This window comes from Streptomyces malaysiensis subsp. malaysiensis, from assembly GCF_040653035.1.
In the GTDB taxonomy this organism is placed as follows: Bacteria; Actinomycetota; Actinomycetes; order Streptomycetales; family Streptomycetaceae; genus Streptomyces; species Streptomyces malaysiensis.
The window spans coordinates 86614-105904 of record NZ_JBEZNG010000026.1 but is presented as its reverse complement, the minus strand read 5'-3'; the positions used below and the strand labels follow the sequence as shown (position 1 = coordinate 105904).

Genomic DNA, 19291 nt, shown 5'->3' with positions numbered 1-19291 from the left:
CAGCCTGTCAGCCTGTCAGCCCGCCAGCCTGTCAGTCGCGAAGGGCGGCCGCTTGCCGGGACAGGGACTCCACCCTGGCCCAGTCGCCCGCCGCCAGCGCGTCCGAGGGCAGCATCCATGTGCCGCCCACGCAGCCGACGTTGGGCAGGGCCAGATACCCGGCGGCGTTCGAGGCGTTGACACCGCCCGTGGGACAGAAACGGGCCCGGGGGAGCGGTGAGGCGAGCGCCTTCAGATACGCGGTGCCCCCGGCGGCCTCCGCCGGGAAGAACTTCATCTCCTCGACCCCGCGCTCCAGCAGCGCCACGACCTCCGAGGTGGTCGAGACCCCGGGCAGATAGGGCAGACCTGACGCGTCCAGCGCCCCGAGCAGCCGGTCCGTCCAGCCGGGCGTGACCAGGAAGCGCGCCCCGGCGGCGACGGCGGTCTCCACATGCTCCGGGCTCAGGACCGTACCGGCGCCGACGACCGCGTCCGGGACCTCCTCGGCGATCGCCCGGATGGCATCCGCGGCGGCGGGCGTCCGGAAGGTCACCTCGATCGCGGGCAGCCCGCCCGCCACCAGGGCACGGGCCATCGGGACCGCGTCGGCCACGTCGTGGACGATGACCACGGGGATCACGGGGGCGAGGTCGAGCGGCGAGGAGTCCGGGGAACCGGGGGAGGGCGCGGTGCTAGTCACGGCGCCCATCCTGCCCATGCGGCGCGCACCACGCAATGACGGTTGCACATCCCGCAACGAGCGCATACGGAACGGGCCGACGAGGGCGTCCGAAACGGGCTGACGAAGGTGAACGGAACGCGCTGACGAGAGCGCACGGAAACGGGCTACAGCTCGGTCACCACCACATCCAGCCCCCACGCCCGGCCCGCCCGCTCCGGCGGCGTGGCCTCCACCACGTACCCCAGCCCGCGCAGCGCCTCCACCAGCTCGGCCGGGCCGCTCGGCTCGGCGCCGGCGGTCAGCAGGTCCCGCACCATCCGGCCCTTCGTCGCCTTGTTGAAGTGGCTGACGACGGACCGCTTCTCGACCCCGTTCACGAACTTCGAGTGCAGCACTCGCACCGTCGCCGTACGCTCGGCGACCGCTCCCTTGGGCTTCCACGCCGCCGCGTACGCCGACGAGCGCAGGTCCAGCACCAGCCCGTCCCCGGCGGCCTCCGGAAGCACCTCGGCCATCGGGGTCCGGGCCCGCCAGTAGGTGCCGAGCGCGCCGGGCCCCGGCAGCTTGACCCCCATCGAGCAGCGGTAGGAGGGGATGCGGTCGCCGATCCGTACGGCGCCCCAGAGCCCCGAGAAGACCAGCAGCGACCGCTCCGCCCGGCGGCGGGCGGCACTCGGCAGCGTGGCCAGGCCGAGCGCGTCGTACAGCACACCGGTGTAGATCTCCCCGGCGGGCCGCGCCACGGCCTCCCGCAGCGCCGCGTTCTTGGCGATCTCGCCCCGCAGCCCCTCGCTGAGCCCCAGCACCTCCGCGGCCTTCACCTCGTCGCCCGAACACAGCGACACCAGCGCGTCCAGCACCTCCGCCCGCGCCCCGCCCAGCCCCGGCAGCGACAGCGATCCCAGGTCCAGCGCGGACCCGGAGCCTCCTGTGGCCTTTCCCTCGGACGGGGGCAGCAGCACGAGCACGGTCTCTCCTCGGGTCGGGGCATCAGGGCCACGGAAAAGGCTACGACTCCGTGGGCCCCACCCTCACCGCTGCCTTCCCCTCCGCACTGGAGAAGACCGGCGTCGTCCGAGCGGTCCGCCCCTCCCGGGTATCATGGTCAACACGGCGGACGAGCCGGCCGGGCGGTCGCGTCGGGGTCCTCAGGGCCCCGCCGAGGAACGTCCGGGCTCCACACGGCAAGGTGGTGGGTAACGCCCACCCGGGGTGACCCGCGGGACAGTGCCACAGAAAGCAGACCGCCGGATGCCGCGAGGCGTCCGGTAAGGGTGAAACGGTGGTGTAAGAGACCACCAGCGTCCGAGGTGACTCGGACGGCTCGGTAAACCCCACCTGGAGCAAGGTCAAGAGGAGCCGCCACACGGTGGCTCTGCGCGGACGATCGAGGGCTGCCCGCCCGAGTCCGCGGGTAGACCGCACGAGGCCGGCGGCAACGTCGGCCCTAGATGGATGGCCGCCTCCCCGCGGGCCGCGAGGCCCACGGGAGACAGAACCCGGCGTACAGGCCGACTCGTCCGCCGCCATGGCTCTGACCAGGGCCTATGCCTTGCGGAGGGTGCCCTGGGCCCGGTACCGCCGAGGGTCTCCAGCTGGGGGCCGATGGCCATCACCGGCGGCGCCGTCGTAGTCATGCCCCGGCCGTCGGCGAGTTCGTGCCATGCCGAGGGGTGAGTTCGGTGATCAGGTTTTGGACGCGGGTGCGGATGTCGTCGCGGATCGGTCGCACCGCCGCGGTTCCTTGTCCGGCCGGGTCGTCGAGTTTCCAGTCGAGGTAGGTCTTGCCGGGGAAGACGGGGCAGGCGTCGCCGCAGCCCATGGTGATGACGATGTCGGATGCCTGCACGGCCTCGGTGGTGAGGATCTTGGGGGTTTCGGCGGCGATGTCGATGCCGACCTCGGCCATGGCCTCAACCACGGCGGGGTTCACGGTGTCGGCGGGGGCGGATCCGGCGGAGCGGACCTCGATGCGGTCGCCGGCGAGGTGGGTGAGGAAGGCGGCGGCCATCTGGGAGCGGCCCGCGTTGTGGACGCAGACGAACAGCACCGAGGGCTTGTGGATGTCAGACACGGGCGGGGCCTTCCGGGGCGGTGACCGGGGGAACGGTGTCCGTGGCGGGTGCGGGGAAGAAGCGGCGTGCGGCGAGGGCGACGTGGACCAGGCCGATCAGGGCGGGGACTTCGATGAGCGGGCCGACGACTCCGGCCAGGGCCTGTCCGGAGGAGGCGCCGAAGGTGGCGATGGCGACGGCGATGGCGAGTTCGAAGTTGTTGCCCGCCGCGGTGAAGGCCAGCGTGACCGCCCGCGGGTAGTCCAGCCCGACCGCGCGTCCAAGGGCCATGGATCCGGCCCACATCACGGCGAAGTACACCAGCAGCGGCAGCGCGATGCGCACTACGTCGACGGGCCGCGAGGTGATCGCTTCTCCTTGGAGGGCGAAGAGCACGACGATGGTGAACAGCAGCCCGTACAGGGCGAACGGTCCGATGCGCGGAATCAGCCTGGTCTCGTACCAGGTACGGCCCCGGGCTCTTTCGCCCAGGCGGCGGGTGAGGAATCCGGCCAGCAGTGGGATGCCGAGGAAGATCAGGACGCTGCGGGCGATCTCCCACACGCTGACGTCGAGGCCGGTCTGTTCCAGGCCGAGCCAGCCGGGCAGGACGCTGAGGTAGAACCAGCCGAGCGCGGAGAAGGCGATCACCTGGAACACGCTGTTGAGCGCCACCAGTACGGCGGCGGCCTCGCGGTGCCCGCAGGCGAGGTCGTTCCAGATGATGACCATGGCGATACAGCGGGCCAGGCCGACGATGATCAGGCCGGTGCGGTACTGCGGCAGGTCCGGCAGGAAGAGCCAGGCCAGCGCGAACATCACCGCCGGTCCGGCGATCCAGTTCAGGACCAGGGAAGGGACGAGCAGGCGGCGGTCACGGGTCACGATGTCCAGGCGGTCGTAGCGGACCTTGGCCAGCACCGGGTACATCATCACCAGCAGGCCGAGCGCGATCGGCAGTGAGACGCCGGTGACGGTCACCTCCGCCAGCGCATCTCCCAGGCCGGGAACGAGCCGTCCCAGACCGAGACCGGCGGCCATCGCGATCAGAATCCACGCCGCCAGGAACCGGTCCAGGAACGGCAGTCGGGCCGCCACCGGCCCGACCTGTGGCGCTTCGGCGATCACGAGGCCGCCCCGGTGGCGCTCTTCCCGGTCCGCTGGGGGAGCGGTGTCCCTGCGGGACGGGTGAGGATGCCGGCGAGCCTGTCGTGGGAGATCGTCGGCTGGGCGTCTTGTTTCGACATTCTTCTATGTTGACGTTCTTCGATTCAGGACGCAACATCGAATCGGCATGCGTCAACGCAACAGGGAGCGCCGCTCAGAGCTGGCTCAGACGGGAAGTTCGGTGATGCTGAGGGCGAAGTCCAAGTTCCCCACCCCGTGGTTGGCGAGGCCCACCGTGACCACGCCCGCTCCTTCCAGCCAGTGCGCCATTTTCAGGCCGCCGACGTCCAGCGGGCGCAGCCCGAGGCTCTCGATGAACGCCTCCACGCTTGCCTTGGCCTGCGCACTGTCGCCGGCGATGAAGACGTCGGGCCGACCCTTCTCCAGGACATGACGGAAGATGGTGTTGAACGCCTTCACCACACTGGCGTCGGCCGGGGCCGCCTTGGCGACCTCCTGCGCGATCGAGGTCTCCTCGCGGTGGGCCAGCCCGTCGAACGTGGAATTGAAGGGATTGCTGATGTCGACGACGACCTTGCCCGCGAGAGCGTCTCCGTACTGGGTGACGGCCGGCACGACACCGTCGTACAACAGGGCCACGATGACGATGTCCCCGGCCGGGGCGGTGCCCCATTCTCCCGTCGTGGCGCCGTCGCCGAGGGCCTTGGCCAGGTCGGCGGCCTTGGACCGATCGCGGCCCATGATCTCGACGGTGTTGCCGCCCGCTACCGCCCGCGCGCCGATGGTGCGGGCCATGTTCCCGGTGCCGATGATGCTGATGTTGTTGCTCATGAGATGTCCTGCCCTGGTTGTGGGTTGTTCGGTTCAGATGGCGGTGGTGCCGCCGTCGGCGACGAGTTCCATGCCGTTGACGTAGCTGGAGTCGTCGGAGGCGAGGAAGAGGGCGGCGGTGGCGATTTCGTCGGGGCGGCCCATCTGGCCGCGGGGGATGAGGGACTCGAACTGGCGCTTGGTGGCCTCGTCGAAGAGCTCTTCCTGCTTGGCGGTGGCGACCTGGCCGGGGGTCAGGACGTTGACGCGGATACGGCGGTCCTTGAGCTCGTTGAGCCAGATGCGGGCCCATGCCTGCTGGACGGCCTTGCTGCCGGCGTAGACGCTCCAGCCGGGGAAGGCGCCGAGGGAGGCGTTGGAGCCGGTCATGAGGATGGAGCCGCCGTCGTTGAAGAGCGGCAGGGCCTTCTGGACGGTGAACAGGGTGCCGCGGGCGTTGAGCCCGAACCAGGTGTCGAACTGGGCCTCGGTGATCTCGCCGAGCGGGGCGGGCTCGCCGCCGCCGGCGCTGGCCCACAGCACGTCGAGGCTGCCCTTCTCCCGCTTGACGGTGTCGTACAGGCGGTCCAGGTCGTCCAGGTCGGCGGCGTCGCCCTGGACGCCGGTGACGTTGCGGCCGATCTGCTTCACGGCCTCGTCCAGGGCGTCCTGGCGGCGGCCGGTGATGAAGACGTGCGCTCCCTCGTCCACGAACCGCTTCGCGCCGGCCAGCGCCATGCCGGTGGTGCCGCCGGTGATGACCGCTACCTTGCCGTCGAGCTTTCCCATGGTCGCTCCCTTGGGTCGGTGGTGCCGTGCGCACCTGGGATGACGGTGTTATGTACACCGCCCTGTGTGCTTACCGTACGGGGCGGGCGGCCGGGGCGCAAACTATGTACACCGGTCGTTACCCAGTCGGGGTACCATGGCCCCATGACGGAGTTGGAGAAGGGCCCCAAGGGCCGCCGCCGCGGCCGGGGCGCCCGCGAGCGCATCCTCAGCGCGTCCCAGCAGCTGTTCCGCGAGCAGGGCATCAACCGCACCGGCATGGACCAGCTCTGCGCGGCGGCCGAGGTGTCCAAGCGCACGGCCTACCAGCACTTCACCGGCAAGGACGAGCTCGTCGCCGAGTACCTGCGCCGGTTCGACCCCTCCGTGCTGTCCGGCGTGTTCGACCGCACCGACCTCACGCCGCGCGAACGGCTCCTCGCGGCCTTCGACGTCCCCTCCACCACCCCCCTGTGCCCCTACATCGCCGCAGCCGTCGAACTCCACGACCCCCAGCACCCCGCATCCCAGTGCGCACGCGACTACAAGAAAGCCGTCGCCGCGCGGCTCGCCGACACCGCCCGCGAAGCCGGCGCCGCCGACCCCGAACAGCTCGGCGAGCAGCTCGCGCTGCTCATCGACGGCGCCGCGGCCCGCACCCGGGTCCTCAACGCCGACGCCTTCCCTGCCGCCGCCGCCATCGCCGCCGTCCTCATCGACAACGCCATCCCCGCCACAGCCGGCGATGACCGGCGACGGGAATGCCGCGAGTTCGGCCCGGTCGGCCAGACGCCACCACGAGTCAATGACGTGCGAAAAGTTCAGCCAGAACGGATTCAAAGCCACCGGCCTGCGTGAGGCGGCGCACCACCGCGGGTGGGCGCCGCTCTCATGGTGTGGATCCGGGTCAGTGCCGGGTGCTGAGTTCGGTCGCGGGTTCCGGCCGCGCGTCGGCCGTCGGGGACTTGGTCAACTGCTCGCCCTCGATGTCGACGTTGGGCAGGACGCGGTCGATCCAGGCGGGCAGGGACCACGCCCGGTGGCCGAGGAGGGCCAGGACCGCGGGCACGATGGTCATGCGGACGATGAAGGCGTCGAGGGCGACGGCGACCGCGAGGCCGAATCCGAGGGCCGCGATGACGGATTCGGTGGAGCCGATGAAGCCCGCGAACACGCAGATCATGATGAGGGCCGCGGCCGTGATGACCTTCGCGCTGTGCTGGAAGCCCGTGGAGATGGCCTGACGCGGATCGGCGCTGTGGACGTAGGACTCGCGGATGCGGGTGACCAGGAAGACCTGGTAGTCCATGGCCAGGCCGAAGACGATGCCGACGGTGAGGATCGGCATCAGGCTCATGATCGGCCCGGTCTGTTCGATGCCGAACAGGTCCTTCAGCCACCCCCATTGGAAGACGGCCACCACGGCGCCGAGCGAGGCCAGGACGGACAGGAGGAAGCCGAGCGCCGCCTTCAACGGCACGAGGAGGGAGCGGAAGACGAGGATCAGGACCAGGACGGCCAGTCCGACGACGACCAGGAGGTAGGGCATCAGCGCGGCGCTGAACTTGTCGGAGATGTCGATGTTCAGCGCGGTGGTCCCGGTGACCATGCTCCGGGCGCCGATGGAGTTCTCCGTCGTTGTCGCCAGGGAACGGATACCGGTGACGAGGTCCTTGGTCGCGTCGCCGGACGGCGCGCTGTCGGGGATGACGGAGATGATGGCGGTGTCACCGGAGGGGTTGAACACGGCGGGGGTCGCCAGGGCCACATCGTCGAGTTCACGGATCTTCGCGTGCATGGTGGCGGCGGCCTTTTTGGCGGTGGCCGCGGACTGGTCGGCGACGACCACGGTCAGGGGGCCGTTGAAGCCCTCCCCGAAGGACTGCGCGAGCATGTCGTAGGCCCGGCGCTGGGTGGTGGACGGCGGCTGGGAGCCGTCGTCGGGCAGTCCGAGCTCCAGCCCGGTGGCCGGGAGCGCGATCACGGCCAGCGCCGCCACGGCGGTGACGAGAACCCGCACCGGTCGGCGCACCACCGCCTCGGCCCACCGCCGGCCGAACGGCGTGGCCTCACGGCTGCCGCGGGACGCTTGGGTATCACGGCTGCCGCGGGCCGCCTTCGCGTCACGGCTGTCGCGGGGCGCCTGTGTGTCATGGCTGCCGTGCGGTGCCTCGGCCGCACGGCCGCCGGGGCCCACCGCGCGGTCGCGGGAACGTCCACGGACGCGCTCAGGGGCGAAGCCGAGCATGGCCGGGACCAGCGTGATGGCGACCAGGACGGCGACGGCGACGGCCCCGGCGGCGGCGATGCCCATGGCGGTCAGCACCGGGAGGTTGACCACGGCCAGGCCGACGAGGGCGATCATGACGGTGAGGCCGGCGAAGACGACGGCCGATCCCGCGGTGCCGTTCGCCCGGCCCACTGCCTCGCGGGCGTCGTGGCCCGCGGCACGTTCGGAGCGGTAGCGGGAGACGATGAACAGCGCGTAGTCGATGCCGACCGCGATGCCCAGCATCGAGGCGAGTGCCGATGTGTTGCTGTTCAGGTCGAAGACCGGGCCCAGCGCCGTGAGCGCGGCGAGGCTGATGCCCACCCCGATCACGGCCGTCAGCAGCGGAAGACCCGCGGCGATCCAGGAGCCGAGGGTGAGGAGGAGGATGACCGCCGCTAGGGCGAAGCCGATGGCCTCGGCCGAGGTGCCTTCCTCCGTCGTGGCGACCGCGTTGCCGGAGGCTTCGACCGTCAGCCCGGTCTCCCTGCCCTCGTGCAGGGCGTCGTCGAACCGCTCGTGGTCACGATCGGTGAGGTCCGCGGCCGCGGACCGGTAGGCGACCGTGGTGTAGGCGGTCGCGCCGTCCTCGCTGACCGTTCCGCTCGTGAAGGGGTCGCTGACGGCACCGACCCGGGAAGAGGAGGCCGCCAGGTCCTTCAGGGTCGCGGCCACCGAGGCCCGGTTGCCGGTGCTGGTGATCTTTTCCCCGTGCGGGGCCCGCAGCACCACACGGGCGGTGGCGCCGCCCGCGTTGGCTGCGGGGAATTTCTCGCTCAGCAGGTCGTTGGCGCGCTGCGCCTCGGTGCCGGGCAGGGTGAAGGAGGACGTCGAACCGCCGGTGGTATGCGCGGCGGCGGCGCCCACGGCGGCAAGGACGATGACCCAGAAGAGGAGCACCAGCCGACGCCGCTCGAAGGCGGTCCGACCGATCCAGTGCAGGAAGGTGGCCATGAGGGTGCGGAAGACTTTCTACTCATGCGACGTTGGGACGGGAGGTGGGACAGCGGGAAGTGCCGCGCACGCCCCGTCCGGGGACGGCGCGCCGGTCGGAGGCCGGACCTCGGTGAATGCCGCCGACCGCCGCGATCACCATCGTCGGCCCGGGACACGGGGCGTCACGTCAGCCGTACGTACCGGGTGGGCGCGGGGCTGTCGGTCGTTCGGCCGACAGCCCCGCGCCCACCCGCGCTTCTACGCTGAGCGGCGTGGATCGACATCTTCCGCGTACTCCGCACATCAGACGGCTGATCACCGTCAGCGGCCTGTTCGCGTTCGCTCTCACCTGGCTCGCGGACATCGCCGTGGTCAGGAGCAATTCCATGGCGTCCGGAACCGCCTGGCTGCCCGCTGTGGCCACCGGCCCTCTGATCGCCCTGGCCGTCCTGGAGACTCCCTGGTCGCCGTCGCTGGACACCTGCGTCGCCGCCGTGGTGTCACTGTCCTTGGCACTCACCGCTTGGAGCCTGATCGCACCGAGCACCATGGCGTGGTGGGGAGTTCTGGAGACACTGGGCCTGCTGTGCATGGGCCTGCGCACCACGGCCCAATCCGGCCGGACGGCCGCCGCGGCGGCGGAAACCGTCCTGATCAGCGCGACCGTACTGCTGCTGCCCCTGCGCACCGGGTCCTGGGAGGCGTTCACCACCGGTGGCTATGTGCTGACCGTCGCGCTCGCCATCTTCATCACCCTCGGCTACACCATCCGAGCCCTGGAAGCGCGCAGAGAGCGCACGGCCCGCGAGGTCCGCCACGGGGAGCGCCTCGCCCTGGCCCGCGATCTGCACGATCTCATCGCCCATCACATGACCGGCATCATCGTGCAGGCCAACGCCGCCCTGTCCATCCAGGCCGCCGCACCGGACAAGATCGAGCCCATCCTGCGCAACATCGCCCGCTCCGGCGCCGAGACCCTGGAATCCACGCGCCGTCTGGTCCGCGTCCTGCGCGAGGAGAACAACACACCATTGCGGCCGGGCGACTTGCTCACCGATCTCGGCGAACTCGTGTCCGCCCACTGCGCCGCCGCGTCGCCCGGCTCCGGGCCCACCGAAGCCGATACGGCACGCCTCGAAGCCACGGCGGCGGCGCGGGTGGCCCGACTGCGGCCCGAAGTGGAGACCTCCGCCCACCGCCTGGTCCAAGAAGCCCTGACGAACGTACGCCGCCACGCACCGGACGCGCACACCATCGTCCGCCTGGACGCCGATACGGAGCGGCTGCGTGTGACCGTCACCAACACCCCACCGCACCGCAGGGCGCTCACGCCGGCCGGGGGCCGGGGCGGCTTCGGCCTGCTCGGGCTCCAAGAGCGCATCGAGGCCCTCGACGGCACCCTGCGCGCCGGGCCGCTGCCCGGCGGCGGCTGGGAAGTATCCGCCGCCCTCCCGCTCGCACCGTCATGACCCCGGGCCGAGCGCTGCCCGAGCCGGGCCGCCAGGACGAAGCGGCTTGGGCCATCCCGACGCCGCACAGCCCCGTGATGATAGGAACGGTCAGTGCCCGAACCCCGGATTGACGTCGTCATCGCCGATGACCAGGAACTGGTGCGGATGGGATTCAGCCTGATCCTGGGGGTGCAGCCGGGGATCACGGTGGTCGGTGAGGCGGCCGACGGTGTGGAGTGCATCGAACTCGCGCGTCGTCTGCGACCCCGGGTCGTGCTGGCCGACATCCGCATGCCGCGGCTGGACGGGCTGGAGGTCGTGCGACAGCTGGCCGGTCCCGGCGTGGCCGATCCGCTGAACGTCGTCGTGATCACCACATTCGATCAGGACGACTATGTACGAACCGCACTGCGCAACGGCGCATGCGGTTTCCTGCTCAAGGACGCCTCTCCCGACCTTCTGGTGGAGGCGGTCCAGGCGGCGGCACGGGGCGATGCCCTCGTCTCCCCGGCGGTCACCGTGCGGCTCCTGCGGCGGCTGGAAGCGACGGAACGCGGGACGGTACAGGCACCCGGGGCGTCCGATGCCGCCGGTCTCAGCGAACGGGAGCGGGACATCGTCCGGCTGGTGGCCGTAGGGCGCACGAACCAGGAAATCGGCGATGAGCTCTTCCTGTCGCTGTCGACGGTGAAAACGTACCTGGGACGGATCCAGGCCAAGCTCAACGCCCGCAACCGGGTCGAGGTGGCGGCCTGGGCCTGGGAACACGGAGCGGTCCGCGGGAGCGGATGAGACGGCCGCCGGCCGGGACATGGCGGGTTCGATGGGCAAGGGCCCGCTCTAGGATTTCCGCATGGCGAAGCGTGCGGTACACCGGCGGGCCCGGAAGATCCTGGGCGAGGAGCCCGTGGCCCTGGTCTGGTGCGAGGTTCACAAGGGCATCCCCGTACCGCCCCCAGAGGTGCACCGGGCCGCGGGCAAGGGGCGGTTGAAGCCGGGGCGCCACTGGCTGCTGTACGTGGGGGCCGTGGTGTTCTTCTTCGTCGTCGTCCCGGCGATGCTGATCGACGCGCTGAGTACCCGACTTGAGCAGCCGTTCCAGCGGTCCCGTAGCCGCGGGCCGCGGCGGACCGGGCCGGACGCCCGGCCCTCCGCCTCCCGCCGCCGCGCGGCCGACGGTGCCTTCGACGGCGACTGGGACCTGACCGCGGGCCAGTTGCTGCTGCGCTGGTACGGGCATTCGCCCAGCCCCCAACGCCTGGTCATGCTGGCCCGCGAGCGCGTCTGTATCGCCACGTCGCCGCGCCGTCGGCTGTCGCCCACCAGGGCCGACGACTTCCGGATCGTCGCGGAGTTCCCCCTCGATCAGGTCCGCGTCGAGGGCGAGACGGGCCAGCCGCGCGGATTCGCCACGTTCCGGCTTCGCTTCGCCGATGGCTCCTGGCTGGAGCTGGGACGGCTGGGCGAACCCGAGGACGCGGACCACTTCCTCCGTACCGTCAGCGGCTGACCGGCGGTCATGACGGCCGCTTGCGTGGTCGACGGCCCGGGACAGCGCCGCATTAGCTGTCTGTTAGCAGAACAACAATCCGGTCTTCGAAGCTGATTGTCGTCCGGGAGAGAGACGACAGAGCACAGCATCGAGAGGCCATGATGAACACCGCCACCGCCACCGCCACCAACCGCTTCCGTGGCCGCGCCGGCCGCCGTATTGCCGCCGCCCTCGTTGCCGCCGCGGCGCTGAGCCTGGGGGCCACGGCCTGTGGGCCCGACTCCGAGGCGGCGGACTCCGCCGGCTCCTCGGCCTCGGCCCAGCCCACGGGCGGCTCCTCCTCGGACAACTCCGGCTCGCAGGGCGAGGACGGCGGCACGTCCTCCACGGCGCCGCCCGCAGACGGCAACGGCGGCGAGTCCGCCACCCCCGGGGGCGGCGCGGCCGACGCGGGCAACGAGCGCACGATCGTCGGCAAGCTGGAGTACCTCGCGCCCGGCAAGCTGATCGTCAAGCCCGAGGACGGCGGCATGGACCAGGCGTTCCTCGTCGCCAACGCCACGCGGATCCTCGGCGCGGCCGCGATCTGCTCCGCCGACGACGGCAGTGTGTCCCTCGGCGAGGACGGCTACGGCACCTCGAAGTGCACCGTGGACCAGTTGGAGAAGGCGGCGAAGACCAACGCCGTGACCGTTCGCGTCACCATGGACTCCAAGTCCGGCGGTGCCGATACGGTCGAGGAGAAGTACCACCCGTAAGCCCGAGCACGAGATGCCGTCGAACCACTCGCGGATGGCGGCCCGGCCCGCCCCGGGAACCACCGCCGTCCGCCCGCTCATGCCGCTCGCCGCCGGTGGCGGGCGGAATAGCGGTGGTTCATCACGCCTTGCTGGTAGGCATGCGTATCTTCCGTACCTACGCGCGCGTCTACGCCGCCGACCTGGACGCGGTTCTGACATCCCTCGGCACCGTCACCGGTGAGCCGGGCACCACCCGATTCACGATGCCGAACGGCCTGGAGCTGGCCGCCATCGGCCAGGTTCTGGTCGTGGCGGGAGACGAGCGAACGCTGGAGCCGTACAAGGCCACGTCGGCGACGCTGATCGTGGACGACCTCGATGAGTGTCAGGCACGCCTCGACCGGGCGGGAGCGGAATTCGTGCGCGGTCCGCAGACGGTTCCCACCGGCCGGAACCTGACCGCCGGGCTGCCCGGTGGCGTTCAGATCGAATACGTCGAGTGGGACGAGGCGCAGTGGGAGCGTGCCGGGGGCCGGCCGGCCTAAGCGCTCCGCTGGAAGTGCCCCGACCTGCCGTCGATCGTCTGCGGCGCCGTCGTGGCTGGTCGCGCCCGCGCGGCGGAGCCGCAGATCGACACGGCCCCGCGCCCCTTCGGGGCGCCACCGAACCGCAGCCGACCGCCCGCGCCCGGCCAGCGCTCTTCTCCGCCGAGGTCGCGTACCGGAGGAGGTGGCCGCCTATCGGGGGTGATCTCAGAGCAGTTCGAGCAGGGCGTCGGTGAAGTCCTCCGTGGTGGCCGTGCCGCCCAGGTCGGGGGTGCGGACAGGGGTCTTCGCCAGGACGGTCGCGATGGCGTCGGTGACCCGGGTGGCCGCCTCGGGGTGGCCGAGGTGGTCGAGCAGCATGGCGGCGGACCAGATCGCGCCGAGCGGGTTGGCGATACCCCGCCCCGCGATATCGGGGGCGGAGCCATGGACCGGTTCGAACATGGACGGGAAGTCGCGTTCGGGGTTGAGGTTGGCCGCGGGGGCGATGCCGATGCTGCCCGCGACCGCGGCGGCCAGGTCGCTGAGGATGTCGCCGAAGAGGTTGGAGGCCACGACGACGTCGAAGCGCTGAGGGTCGAGGACGAACTTCGCGGCGAGGGCGTCGATGTGCTCCTGGTCCCAGGCCACCTCCGGGTGCGCGGCGGCGCGTTCGGCGACGAGTTCGTCCCAGAAGGGCATGGTGTGGATGATGCCGTTGGACTTGGTCGCCGAGGTGAGGCGCCCACCGCGCCGCTCGGCCAGGGAGAAGGCGTAGTCCAGGACGCGGGTGACGCCCTTACGGGTGAACACCGCCTCCTGGACGGCCATCTCCTCCGGCAGCCCCCGTGCGAGGCGGCCGCCGATCTCGCCGTACTCGCCCTCGACGTTCTCCCGGACCACGACGAGGTCCACATCGCCGGGCCCGGCCCCGCGCAGCGGGCTGGGCACGCCCTCGAAGACGCGGATGGGGCGCAGATTGACGTACTGCTGGAAGCCCCGGCGGATGGGGATCAGCAGACCCCACAGCGAGACATGGTCGGGGACGCCGGGGTAGCCGACGGCGCCGAGCAGGATCGCGTCATGGCCGCGCAGCCGGTCCAGGCCGTCCTCGGGCATCATCGCGCCCTGGCTGAGGTAGCGCTCGCAGGACCAGTCGAACGTCTCGTAGGTGAAGCCGAGGCCGTGCCGGGCGGCGACGGCGTCCAGGACGCGGCGGGCGGCCGGGATGACCTCGTTGCCGATGCCGTCGCCTGGGATCAGGGCGATGCGGTGGTTGGTCGTGCGGCGGTTCGTCATGGAGGGGATTGCAGCAGGGGCGCGTCCTCCGCGTCCAAGACGCAGATCGGATGTGGCTTATAGGTCCGCCCTATGAGCGTTCCATGGCGGTGCTCATGAACGCCCGCGCCGCCGGGGTCAGCTGGGCCCGCCTGCTGACCAGCGCGATATGCAGGCTGGTGGTCGGCTCGAGATCCAGGACCAGCGCCCCCGCCCGCTCGGCCAGCCCGCGCCAGGCGTCGGTGACCACCGCCAGTCCGACGCCCCGCAGGACCAGCGGCAGGATCGCCACCCGGTGCTCGGTCTCGACCACGACGGTCAGCTCGACGCCCTCGGCCCGGAGGTCATCGACGTAGCGGCGCATCCCGGTCCCCTTCTGCCCCACGATCAGCCGATGGCCGGCCAGCCGCTCATGGCGCACCGGCACCCCTGGGGGGAACGGCCCGTCCGGGGGTGTCAGCAGTACGAACCGCTGCTCGACCAGCGGGTGGATGCGTACGTCGCCCTGCGGCGCGGCGTCGGGGGAGGCCAGCAGCCCCAGCTCGCATACGCCGGTGCGCACCATCTCCGTCACATCGCGGGGGGTGAACGCGGCCTGCACCCGTACCGACACCGCGGGATGGGCCCGGGTGAAGCGGTCGATCATCCCGGTCAGCGGCTCGACGGCCTGGGAGGGCGGGGCCGCGATGTCCACCCGGCCGCCGCGCAGCCCGTGCACCGACTCCACACTCGCCCGTGCGAGCTGGAGGCTGCGCACCGCCTCCCGCGCCGGTTCGATCAGCGCCGTGCCCGCCTCGGTGAGGACCGCCCGGCGGCCGATGCGGTGGAAGAGGTCGCTGCCCAGGTCGCGCTCCAGGGCGCGGATGGCCTGGGACAGGGACGGCTGTGACAGATACAGCGCGGAGGCCGCCCGGTTGAACCCGCCGTGGTCCACCACGGCCAGGAAGTACTCCAGCTGCCGCACATCCACCGCGCCGCCTCCCCGCGTCCGGCCACCCCGACAGGTCCATAGGTGTTGCTTATAAGGATTGTCGTCAACGGGTCTTGGACGCGCACCGCGGGCGGCTGCTGGGATCGGGCCATGACCGATCAGCTGCTGGGCGACTTCGACCGCCGCACCATCGATGTCGAGGGTGTGGGAATCCATGTGCGCACCGCCGGGGACGGGCCGCCGCTCCTGCTGCTGCACGGCTATCCGCAGACCCATGTGATCTGGCACCACATCGCCCCGGCGCTCGCGGCCACACACCGTGTGGTCCTGGCCGATCTGCGCGGCTACGGCGACAGCGACAAGCCCGCGTCCGACGCCGAGCACCTCATGTACTCCAAGCGGGCCATGGCGCGCGATCAGCTGCTGGTGATGCGGGAGCTGGGCTTCGACCGCTTCGCGGTCGCCGGCCACGACCGGGGCGGCCGGGTCGCCCACCGGCTGGCCCTGGACCATCCGGGGGCGGTCTCCGCGCTCGCGGTCCTCGACATCGTGCCCACGCGGCATGTCTTCCAGCACGCCGACAAGGACTTCGGCCTCGGCTACTACCACTGGTTCTTCCTGGCGGCGGGCAACGGCATCCCGGAGCATCTCATCGGCCGGGACCCCGAGTTCTGGATCCGCGCCCGGATGGGGGCGCGCCACCACGGCGGCACACCGTTCGACGAGGCGGCCCAGGCCGAGTACGTCCGCTGCTTCTCCGATCCCGCGGCCATCCACGCCAGCTGTGAGGACTACCGCGCCGCCGCCACGATCGACCTGGTCCACGACGACGAGGACGCCGCCGCGGGCCGCCGGGTGACCGCACCGCTGCTGGCCCTGTGGGGTGCGCACGGCTTCGTCGGCCGCCACTACGACGTGCCTCGGGTCTGGCGCGGCTACGCGGACGATGTGCGCGGGCAGGCCCTGCCGTGCGACCACTACCTCCCCGAGGAGGCGCCGGAGGAGACGCTGCGCCAGCTGCGGACGTTCCTCGCGGACCACGGCGCCGCCTGATCCAGGGGTCCCGGCGGGCGGCCGGTACGGCTATGTCGGTATGACGGTGACCAGATCTGCGGGCATCCTGGCCCGCAGATCGTCCCACTCGCCCTCGCTGATATGGCGCTGGAGGATCTCCAGGACGGTGTGGACCAGCTGTTCGGTGTCGCCCTGGATCGAGTACGGGAAATCGTGCCGGATCCGCTGGAAGAACTCCTCGCTGTGCATCTTCACGGGCGTCTCGGCGGGTTTCCAGCCGTCGTAGTAGATGCCCCGCACCAGCATCGGGAGCTGTGCGCCGAACTGGACGGCCTCGTCCACCGTCAGCCGGTCCCGTAGCTGGTGCAGGACCGCGCGCAGGGCGGCGTAGGACTGTTTGCGGCGCTCTTTGGGCCAGCCGTAGGCGTCCTCGATCTCCTTGAGGAGCCGGTTGGTCTTGTCGACCGTGGTGTCGAAGGAGGGAAAGCCTGTCGCAACCATCGTGTTCGTCCTTCCGGTGCCCGCGGCGGCCGCCCGGCCGGGCGGCCGCCGCGGGGTGAGAGAGCCGGTTCACGGCCGGCGGCGGCGCGGCCTCAGAGGCCGCCCTGCGGCCGCTGCCGCTCCTGTTGCTGTTGCTGCCGGCTTTCGCCCTGGATGCTCTCGGTGATCTCTATGTGGCGGGGCTTGGCGGTCTCCGCCTTGGGAACGGTGATCGTGAGGACGCCGTCGGACATGGCCGCCTTGACGCCCTCGGTGTTCACCTCGCTCGGCAGCAGCAGCCGGTACTCGAAACGACCGGTGCGGCGGCCGCTGCGGCGCAGGACGCCCTTGCGCTCCCGTTCCTTGATCTCCCCGGTGACGGTCAGCTCCTGGCCGTTGACCTCGATGTTGATCTCCTGGCGCCGGACACCGGGGAGTTCGAGTTCGACGTGGTACGCCTCGTCCCCTTCGGTCACATCGGCGGCGGGCGCCCATGTCGTGAGACCGGGCATCGCCGTTCCGCCGACCGTGGATTCGAGCAGACCGCCCATCTGGCTGAGCAGGTCGTCGAACTCCGCCAGTGGATTGCGCGCCCAGACCCGGGGGCGGTCCATCGCGCCTTGGCGCTGCTGTTGCTGTCGTCGGGCGGGTGTGGTCATCGCCCTTCACCTCCGGTCATATGGAGCGGATGCGCATCGGTAGCGGATGCGTGCGGATCACCGCCCGGCGCGGCGGACCGGCCGGACGGAGCTGGGAGGTCATCGCCGGGGCCCGGGAGGCCCGCGGTGGTGTGGCCGAGGTGGTCATGGACGTGGTGGACGGCCATCGCCCCTTCACCGGCCGCCGAGGCCACGCGCTTGACCGAGCCGCTGCGTACGTCACCGGCGGCGAAGACCCCGGGCAGACTGGTCTCCAGGCGCAGACAGCCGCGGCTCTGGCTCTCCCAGACGCCGGGGGCAGCGCGGGCCTCGGCCTCGGCGCCGGTGAGCACGAAGCCCTCGTCGTCCAGGGCCAGGACGTCGGAGAGCCAGTCGGTGCAGGGCTTGGCCCCGATGAAGACGAACAGCGAGCAGGCGTCCAGGGCGCGGCGCTCCTTGGTGCGGATGTGCTCCACCACGACCGACCGCAGGGTGTCATCGCCCCGCACCTCGCGGACCTCGGTGTCCAGCGCCACGTTCACCCGCGGATGGCGCTCGATCTGGTCGACCAGATAGCGGGACATCCCGGCGCCCAGGGACGGGCCCCTGATCAGCAGGTGCACCCGGGGCACCCGTTCGGCGAGGAAGAGCGACGCCTGGCCCGCGGAGTTGCCGCCGCCGACCACCGCGACCGGGTCCGCGCCGCACTGCCGCGCCTCGTAGACGGTGGCCGCGTAGAAGACGCTCGTCCCCTCCAGCCGGGCGATCCCGGGGACGTCCAGCCTGCGGTAGTGGGCGCCGGTGGCCAGCACGACGGTACGGCCCAGCGCCTCGGTGCCGTCGGTGAAGGTCACGCGGTAGTGGCCGCCGTCCGGTTCGAGGGACGTGGCCTCCGCCGGGATCCGCACCCGGGCCCCGAACTTGCGGGCCTGGAGCACACCCCGCTCGGCGAGTTCGGAGCCGGAGATCCCGGACGGGAAGCCGAGGTAGTTCTCGATCAGGGACGAGGTGCCGGCCTGGCCGCCGGTGGCGAACGCGTCCACGAGCGTGGTGGCCAGCCCGTCGGAGGAGCCGTAGACGGCGGCGGCGATCCCGGCCGGGCCGGAGCCGACGATCAGCAGGTCGTGGTCGCCGCCGGCGGCCGGTGTGGAGAGGCCGATCAGCCGGGCCAGTTCGGCGTTGCCGGGGTTGCGCAGCACCTGCTCCTCGCGCCAGATGACGATCGGGGTCTCCTCCGGGGGGATGGAGAAGCGGCGCAGCAGCGCCTCGGCCTCGGCGTCCGTCTCCAGGTCGATCCAGCGGTGCGGCAGCCAGTTGCGGGCCGCGAACTCGCGCAGCCGCCGGGTGTCGGACGAGTAGCGCGAGCCGAGGATGCGGAATCCGGCGCCGGCCCCGACCAGCATGGTGCGGCGGCCCAGATAGGCGCGGAGGACGAGATTGCCGAGGACGGGGTCGCGGGCCACCAGCACCCGCAGCCGGTCCACCGGGATGACCAGCACCTCCCCGGCCTCCCGGGCGTGGGCGGTGTAGAAGGCCACCTGCCCCTGGAGCAGGCCAAGTTCGCCGAGGAAGCGCCCCTGTCGGTGGAGTCTCAGGAGCCGCTCGTCCGAGGTGCCGTAGTACTCGGTGATCGCGACGGAGCCGCCGAGGATGACATAGAAGTCCCCGCCCCGGTCGCCCTCGCGGATGAGCACCTCGCCCGCCGCCACCGGGCGGCGGGTGCCGTGCCCGGAGAGAAACCTGATCTGCTTGGGCGTCAGCCGCGGATACGCGCCGTACAGGTCCGGGGTCTCATCGGGTGCCGCCGCCCGTGGTGCGGTGCCGGGGGACCGGTCCTCGCCCGCCATCAGGCCATGGCCTCGTGGGCGTAGCACCACCGCCAGGTCTCGCCCGGCTCCAGGGGCTCGACGATGGGGTGTTCCTCGGCGTAGGCGTGGGCACGGGCGTGCTTGAGCGGCGAGGAGTCGCAGCATCCCACGTGTCCGCAGGTCAGGCAGAGCCGCAGATGGACCCAGGGGGACCCCAGACGCAGACACTCCTCACACCCCTCGGGGGTGTGCGGGGTGACCGGACGCACCATCGCCAGGTGCGGGTCGGGCTCGATGGCCATGACG

21 protein-coding genes and 1 other RNA gene are annotated in these 19291 nt (G+C 71.4%); 8 read left to right on the top strand and 14 right to left on the bottom strand.

Translation table 11 applies throughout. The features are described 5' to 3' along the window. Positions 1-31: 31 nt before the first annotated feature. Both eda and yaaA read right to left on the bottom strand, forming a co-directional pair. On the bottom strand, positions 32-691 hold the full coding sequence (gene eda / locus AB0E24_RS36795; RefSeq protein WP_099016898.1) for a bifunctional 4-hydroxy-2-oxoglutarate aldolase/2-dehydro-3-deoxy-phosphogluconate aldolase: 660 nt from the start codon (positions 689-691) through the stop codon (positions 32-34). A 137-nt stretch (positions 692-828) separates the two neighbouring features. Further along, positions 829-1632 carry a peroxide stress protein YaaA gene (yaaA, locus tag AB0E24_RS36790; protein ID WP_174883476.1) on the bottom strand — a complete coding sequence of 268 codons (804 nt, stop codon included), beginning with the start codon at positions 1630-1632 and terminating at the stop codon, positions 829-831. A 150-nt stretch (positions 1633-1782) separates the two neighbouring features. On the opposite strand from yaaA, the gene rnpB reads away from it, so the two are divergent. Continuing rightward, an RNA gene (rnpB, locus tag AB0E24_RS36785) (RNase P RNA component class A) lies at positions 1783-2187 on the top strand. A 110-nt stretch (positions 2188-2297) separates the two neighbouring features. Here rnpB and AB0E24_RS36780 read toward each other — a convergent pair. From AB0E24_RS36780 to AB0E24_RS36760, 5 genes are all read right to left on the bottom strand, one after another. Next, positions 2298-2738, bottom strand: coding sequence for an arsenate reductase ArsC (locus tag AB0E24_RS36780; RefSeq protein ID WP_102934407.1), 441 nt, complete (start codon positions 2736-2738; stop codon positions 2298-2300). After that, positions 2731-3846 (bottom strand): ACR3 family arsenite efflux transporter, encoded by a 1116-nt coding sequence (arsB, locus tag AB0E24_RS36775; RefSeq protein ID WP_079257400.1) that lies wholly within the window; start codon positions 3844-3846, stop codon positions 2731-2733. The genes AB0E24_RS36780 and arsB overlap by 8 nt, the downstream gene beginning before the upstream one ends. Next, positions 3843-3965 carry a hypothetical protein gene (locus AB0E24_RS36770; RefSeq protein WP_267894176.1) on the bottom strand — a complete coding sequence of 41 codons (123 nt, stop codon included), beginning with the start codon at positions 3963-3965 and terminating at the stop codon, positions 3843-3845. Before AB0E24_RS36770 ends, arsB begins: the two co-directional genes overlap by 4 nt. 85 nt (positions 3966-4050) lie before the next feature. Beyond that, positions 4051-4677, bottom strand: coding sequence for an NADPH-dependent F420 reductase (locus AB0E24_RS36765; RefSeq protein WP_359383787.1), 627 nt, complete (start codon positions 4675-4677; stop codon positions 4051-4053). Between the two features lie 33 nt (positions 4678-4710). After that, positions 4711-5445, bottom strand: a complete 735-nt coding sequence (locus tag AB0E24_RS36760) for an SDR family NAD(P)-dependent oxidoreductase (protein ID WP_359383784.1) — start codon at positions 5443-5445, stop codon at positions 4711-4713. A gap of 144 nt (positions 5446-5589) precedes the next feature. On the opposite strand from AB0E24_RS36760, the gene AB0E24_RS36755 reads away from it, so the two are divergent. After that, complete coding sequence (locus tag AB0E24_RS36755) at positions 5590-6282, top strand: TetR/AcrR family transcriptional regulator (protein ID WP_232638026.1); 693 nt, start codon at positions 5590-5592, stop codon at positions 6280-6282. Between the two features lie 49 nt (positions 6283-6331). On the opposite strand, the gene AB0E24_RS36750 is transcribed toward AB0E24_RS36755, so the two are convergent. After that, entirely contained in the window at positions 6332-8647 is a 2316-nt protein-coding gene (locus AB0E24_RS36750) for an MMPL family transporter (RefSeq protein WP_359383781.1), read from the bottom strand. 254 nt (positions 8648-8901) lie between these two features. Here AB0E24_RS36750 and AB0E24_RS36745 point away from each other — a divergent pair, with 254 nt between their 5' ends. From AB0E24_RS36745 to AB0E24_RS36725, 5 genes are all read left to right on the top strand, one after another. After that, entirely contained in the window at positions 8902-10098 is a 1197-nt protein-coding gene (locus AB0E24_RS36745; RefSeq protein WP_159398957.1) for a sensor histidine kinase, read from the top strand. Positions 10099-10191: 93 nt separating this feature from the next. Further along, positions 10192-10872, top strand: coding sequence for a response regulator (locus tag AB0E24_RS36740; protein ID WP_069869207.1), 681 nt, complete (start codon positions 10192-10194; stop codon positions 10870-10872). 61 nt (positions 10873-10933) lie between these two features. Further along, entirely contained in the window at positions 10934-11590 is a 657-nt protein-coding gene (locus AB0E24_RS36735) for a hypothetical protein (RefSeq protein WP_359383778.1), read from the top strand. A 140-nt stretch (positions 11591-11730) separates the two neighbouring features. Then, positions 11731-12330: a hypothetical protein gene (locus AB0E24_RS36730; protein WP_359383775.1), complete on the top strand. Its 600-nt coding sequence runs from the start codon at positions 11731-11733 to the stop codon at positions 12328-12330. 140 nt (positions 12331-12470) lie between these two features. Beyond that, positions 12471-12857 (top strand): hypothetical protein, encoded by a 387-nt coding sequence (locus AB0E24_RS36725; protein ID WP_359383772.1) that lies wholly within the window; start codon positions 12471-12473, stop codon positions 12855-12857. A gap of 207 nt (positions 12858-13064) precedes the next feature. Here AB0E24_RS36725 and AB0E24_RS36720 read toward each other — a convergent pair whose 3' ends face one another. Both AB0E24_RS36720 and AB0E24_RS36715 read right to left on the bottom strand, forming a co-directional pair. Continuing rightward, positions 13065-14135 carry a tartrate dehydrogenase gene (locus AB0E24_RS36720; protein WP_069869210.1) on the bottom strand — a complete coding sequence of 357 codons (1071 nt, stop codon included), beginning with the start codon at positions 14133-14135 and terminating at the stop codon, positions 13065-13067. A gap of 70 nt (positions 14136-14205) precedes the next feature. Further along, positions 14206-15084, bottom strand: a complete 879-nt coding sequence (locus AB0E24_RS36715; RefSeq protein ID WP_069869211.1) for a LysR family transcriptional regulator — start codon at positions 15082-15084, stop codon at positions 14206-14208. A 111-nt stretch (positions 15085-15195) separates the two neighbouring features. Here AB0E24_RS36715 and AB0E24_RS36710 point away from each other — a divergent pair, with 111 nt between their 5' ends. Continuing rightward, positions 15196-16098 carry an alpha/beta fold hydrolase gene (locus AB0E24_RS36710; RefSeq protein WP_069869212.1) on the top strand — a complete coding sequence of 301 codons (903 nt, stop codon included), beginning with the start codon at positions 15196-15198 and terminating at the stop codon, positions 16096-16098. Between the two features lie 30 nt (positions 16099-16128). Here AB0E24_RS36710 and AB0E24_RS36705 read toward each other — a convergent pair whose 3' ends face one another. The 4 genes from AB0E24_RS36705 to AB0E24_RS36690 form a co-directional block, all read right to left on the bottom strand. Next, entirely contained in the window at positions 16129-16560 is a 432-nt protein-coding gene (locus AB0E24_RS36705; protein ID WP_069869213.1) for a DUF2267 domain-containing protein, read from the bottom strand. 92 nt (positions 16561-16652) lie between these two features. Then, positions 16653-17198 carry an Hsp20/alpha crystallin family protein gene (locus AB0E24_RS36700; RefSeq protein WP_093703059.1) on the bottom strand — a complete coding sequence of 182 codons (546 nt, stop codon included), beginning with the start codon at positions 17196-17198 and terminating at the stop codon, positions 16653-16655. Next, positions 17195-19024 (bottom strand): FAD-dependent oxidoreductase, encoded by a 1830-nt coding sequence (locus tag AB0E24_RS36695; RefSeq protein ID WP_359383765.1) that lies wholly within the window; start codon positions 19022-19024, stop codon positions 17195-17197. Before AB0E24_RS36695 ends, AB0E24_RS36700 begins: the two co-directional genes overlap by 4 nt. Continuing rightward, complete coding sequence (locus tag AB0E24_RS36690; RefSeq protein ID WP_069869216.1) at positions 19024-19287, bottom strand: UBP-type zinc finger domain-containing protein; 264 nt, start codon at positions 19285-19287, stop codon at positions 19024-19026. The genes AB0E24_RS36695 and AB0E24_RS36690 overlap by 1 nt, the downstream gene beginning before the upstream one ends. Positions 19288-19291 lie beyond the last annotated feature (4 nt).

Coding starts and splice junctions, on each gene's coding strand:
- eda (WP_099016898.1), bottom strand. CDS start 691: ATGGGCGCCGTGACTAGCACCGCGCCCTCCCCCGGTTCCCCGGACTCC.
- AB0E24_RS36770 (WP_267894176.1), bottom strand. CDS start 3,965: ATGTCGAAACAAGACGCCCAGCCGACGATCTCCCACGACAGGCTCGCC.
- AB0E24_RS36765 (WP_359383787.1), bottom strand. CDS start 4,677: ATGAGCAACAACATCAGCATCATCGGCACCGGGAACATGGCCCGCACC.
- AB0E24_RS36760 (WP_359383784.1), bottom strand. CDS start 5,445: ATGGGAAAGCTCGACGGCAAGGTAGCGGTCATCACCGGCGGCACCACC.
- AB0E24_RS36755 (WP_232638026.1), top strand. CDS start 5,590: ATGACGGAGTTGGAGAAGGGCCCCAAGGGCCGCCGCCGCGGCCGGGGC.
- AB0E24_RS36750 (WP_359383781.1), bottom strand. CDS start 8,647: ATGGCCACCTTCCTGCACTGGATCGGTCGGACCGCCTTCGAGCGGCGT.
- AB0E24_RS36735 (WP_359383778.1), top strand. CDS start 10,934: ATGGCGAAGCGTGCGGTACACCGGCGGGCCCGGAAGATCCTGGGCGAG.
- AB0E24_RS36730 (WP_359383775.1), top strand. CDS start 11,731: ATGATGAACACCGCCACCGCCACCGCCACCAACCGCTTCCGTGGCCGC.
- AB0E24_RS36725 (WP_359383772.1), top strand. CDS start 12,471: ATGCGTATCTTCCGTACCTACGCGCGCGTCTACGCCGCCGACCTGGAC.
- AB0E24_RS36720 (WP_069869210.1), bottom strand. CDS start 14,135: ATGACGAACCGCCGCACGACCAACCACCGCATCGCCCTGATCCCAGGC.
- AB0E24_RS36710 (WP_069869212.1), top strand. CDS start 15,196: ATGACCGATCAGCTGCTGGGCGACTTCGACCGCCGCACCATCGATGTC.
- AB0E24_RS36705 (WP_069869213.1), bottom strand. CDS start 16,560: ATGGTTGCGACAGGCTTTCCCTCCTTCGACACCACGGTCGACAAGACC.
- AB0E24_RS36700 (WP_093703059.1), bottom strand. CDS start 17,198: ATGACCACACCCGCCCGACGACAGCAACAGCAGCGCCAAGGCGCGATG.
- AB0E24_RS36695 (WP_359383765.1), bottom strand. CDS start 19,024: ATGGCGGGCGAGGACCGGTCCCCCGGCACCGCACCACGGGCGGCGGCA.
- AB0E24_RS36690 (WP_069869216.1), bottom strand. CDS start 19,287: ATGGCCATCGAGCCCGACCCGCACCTGGCGATGGTGCGTCCGGTCACC.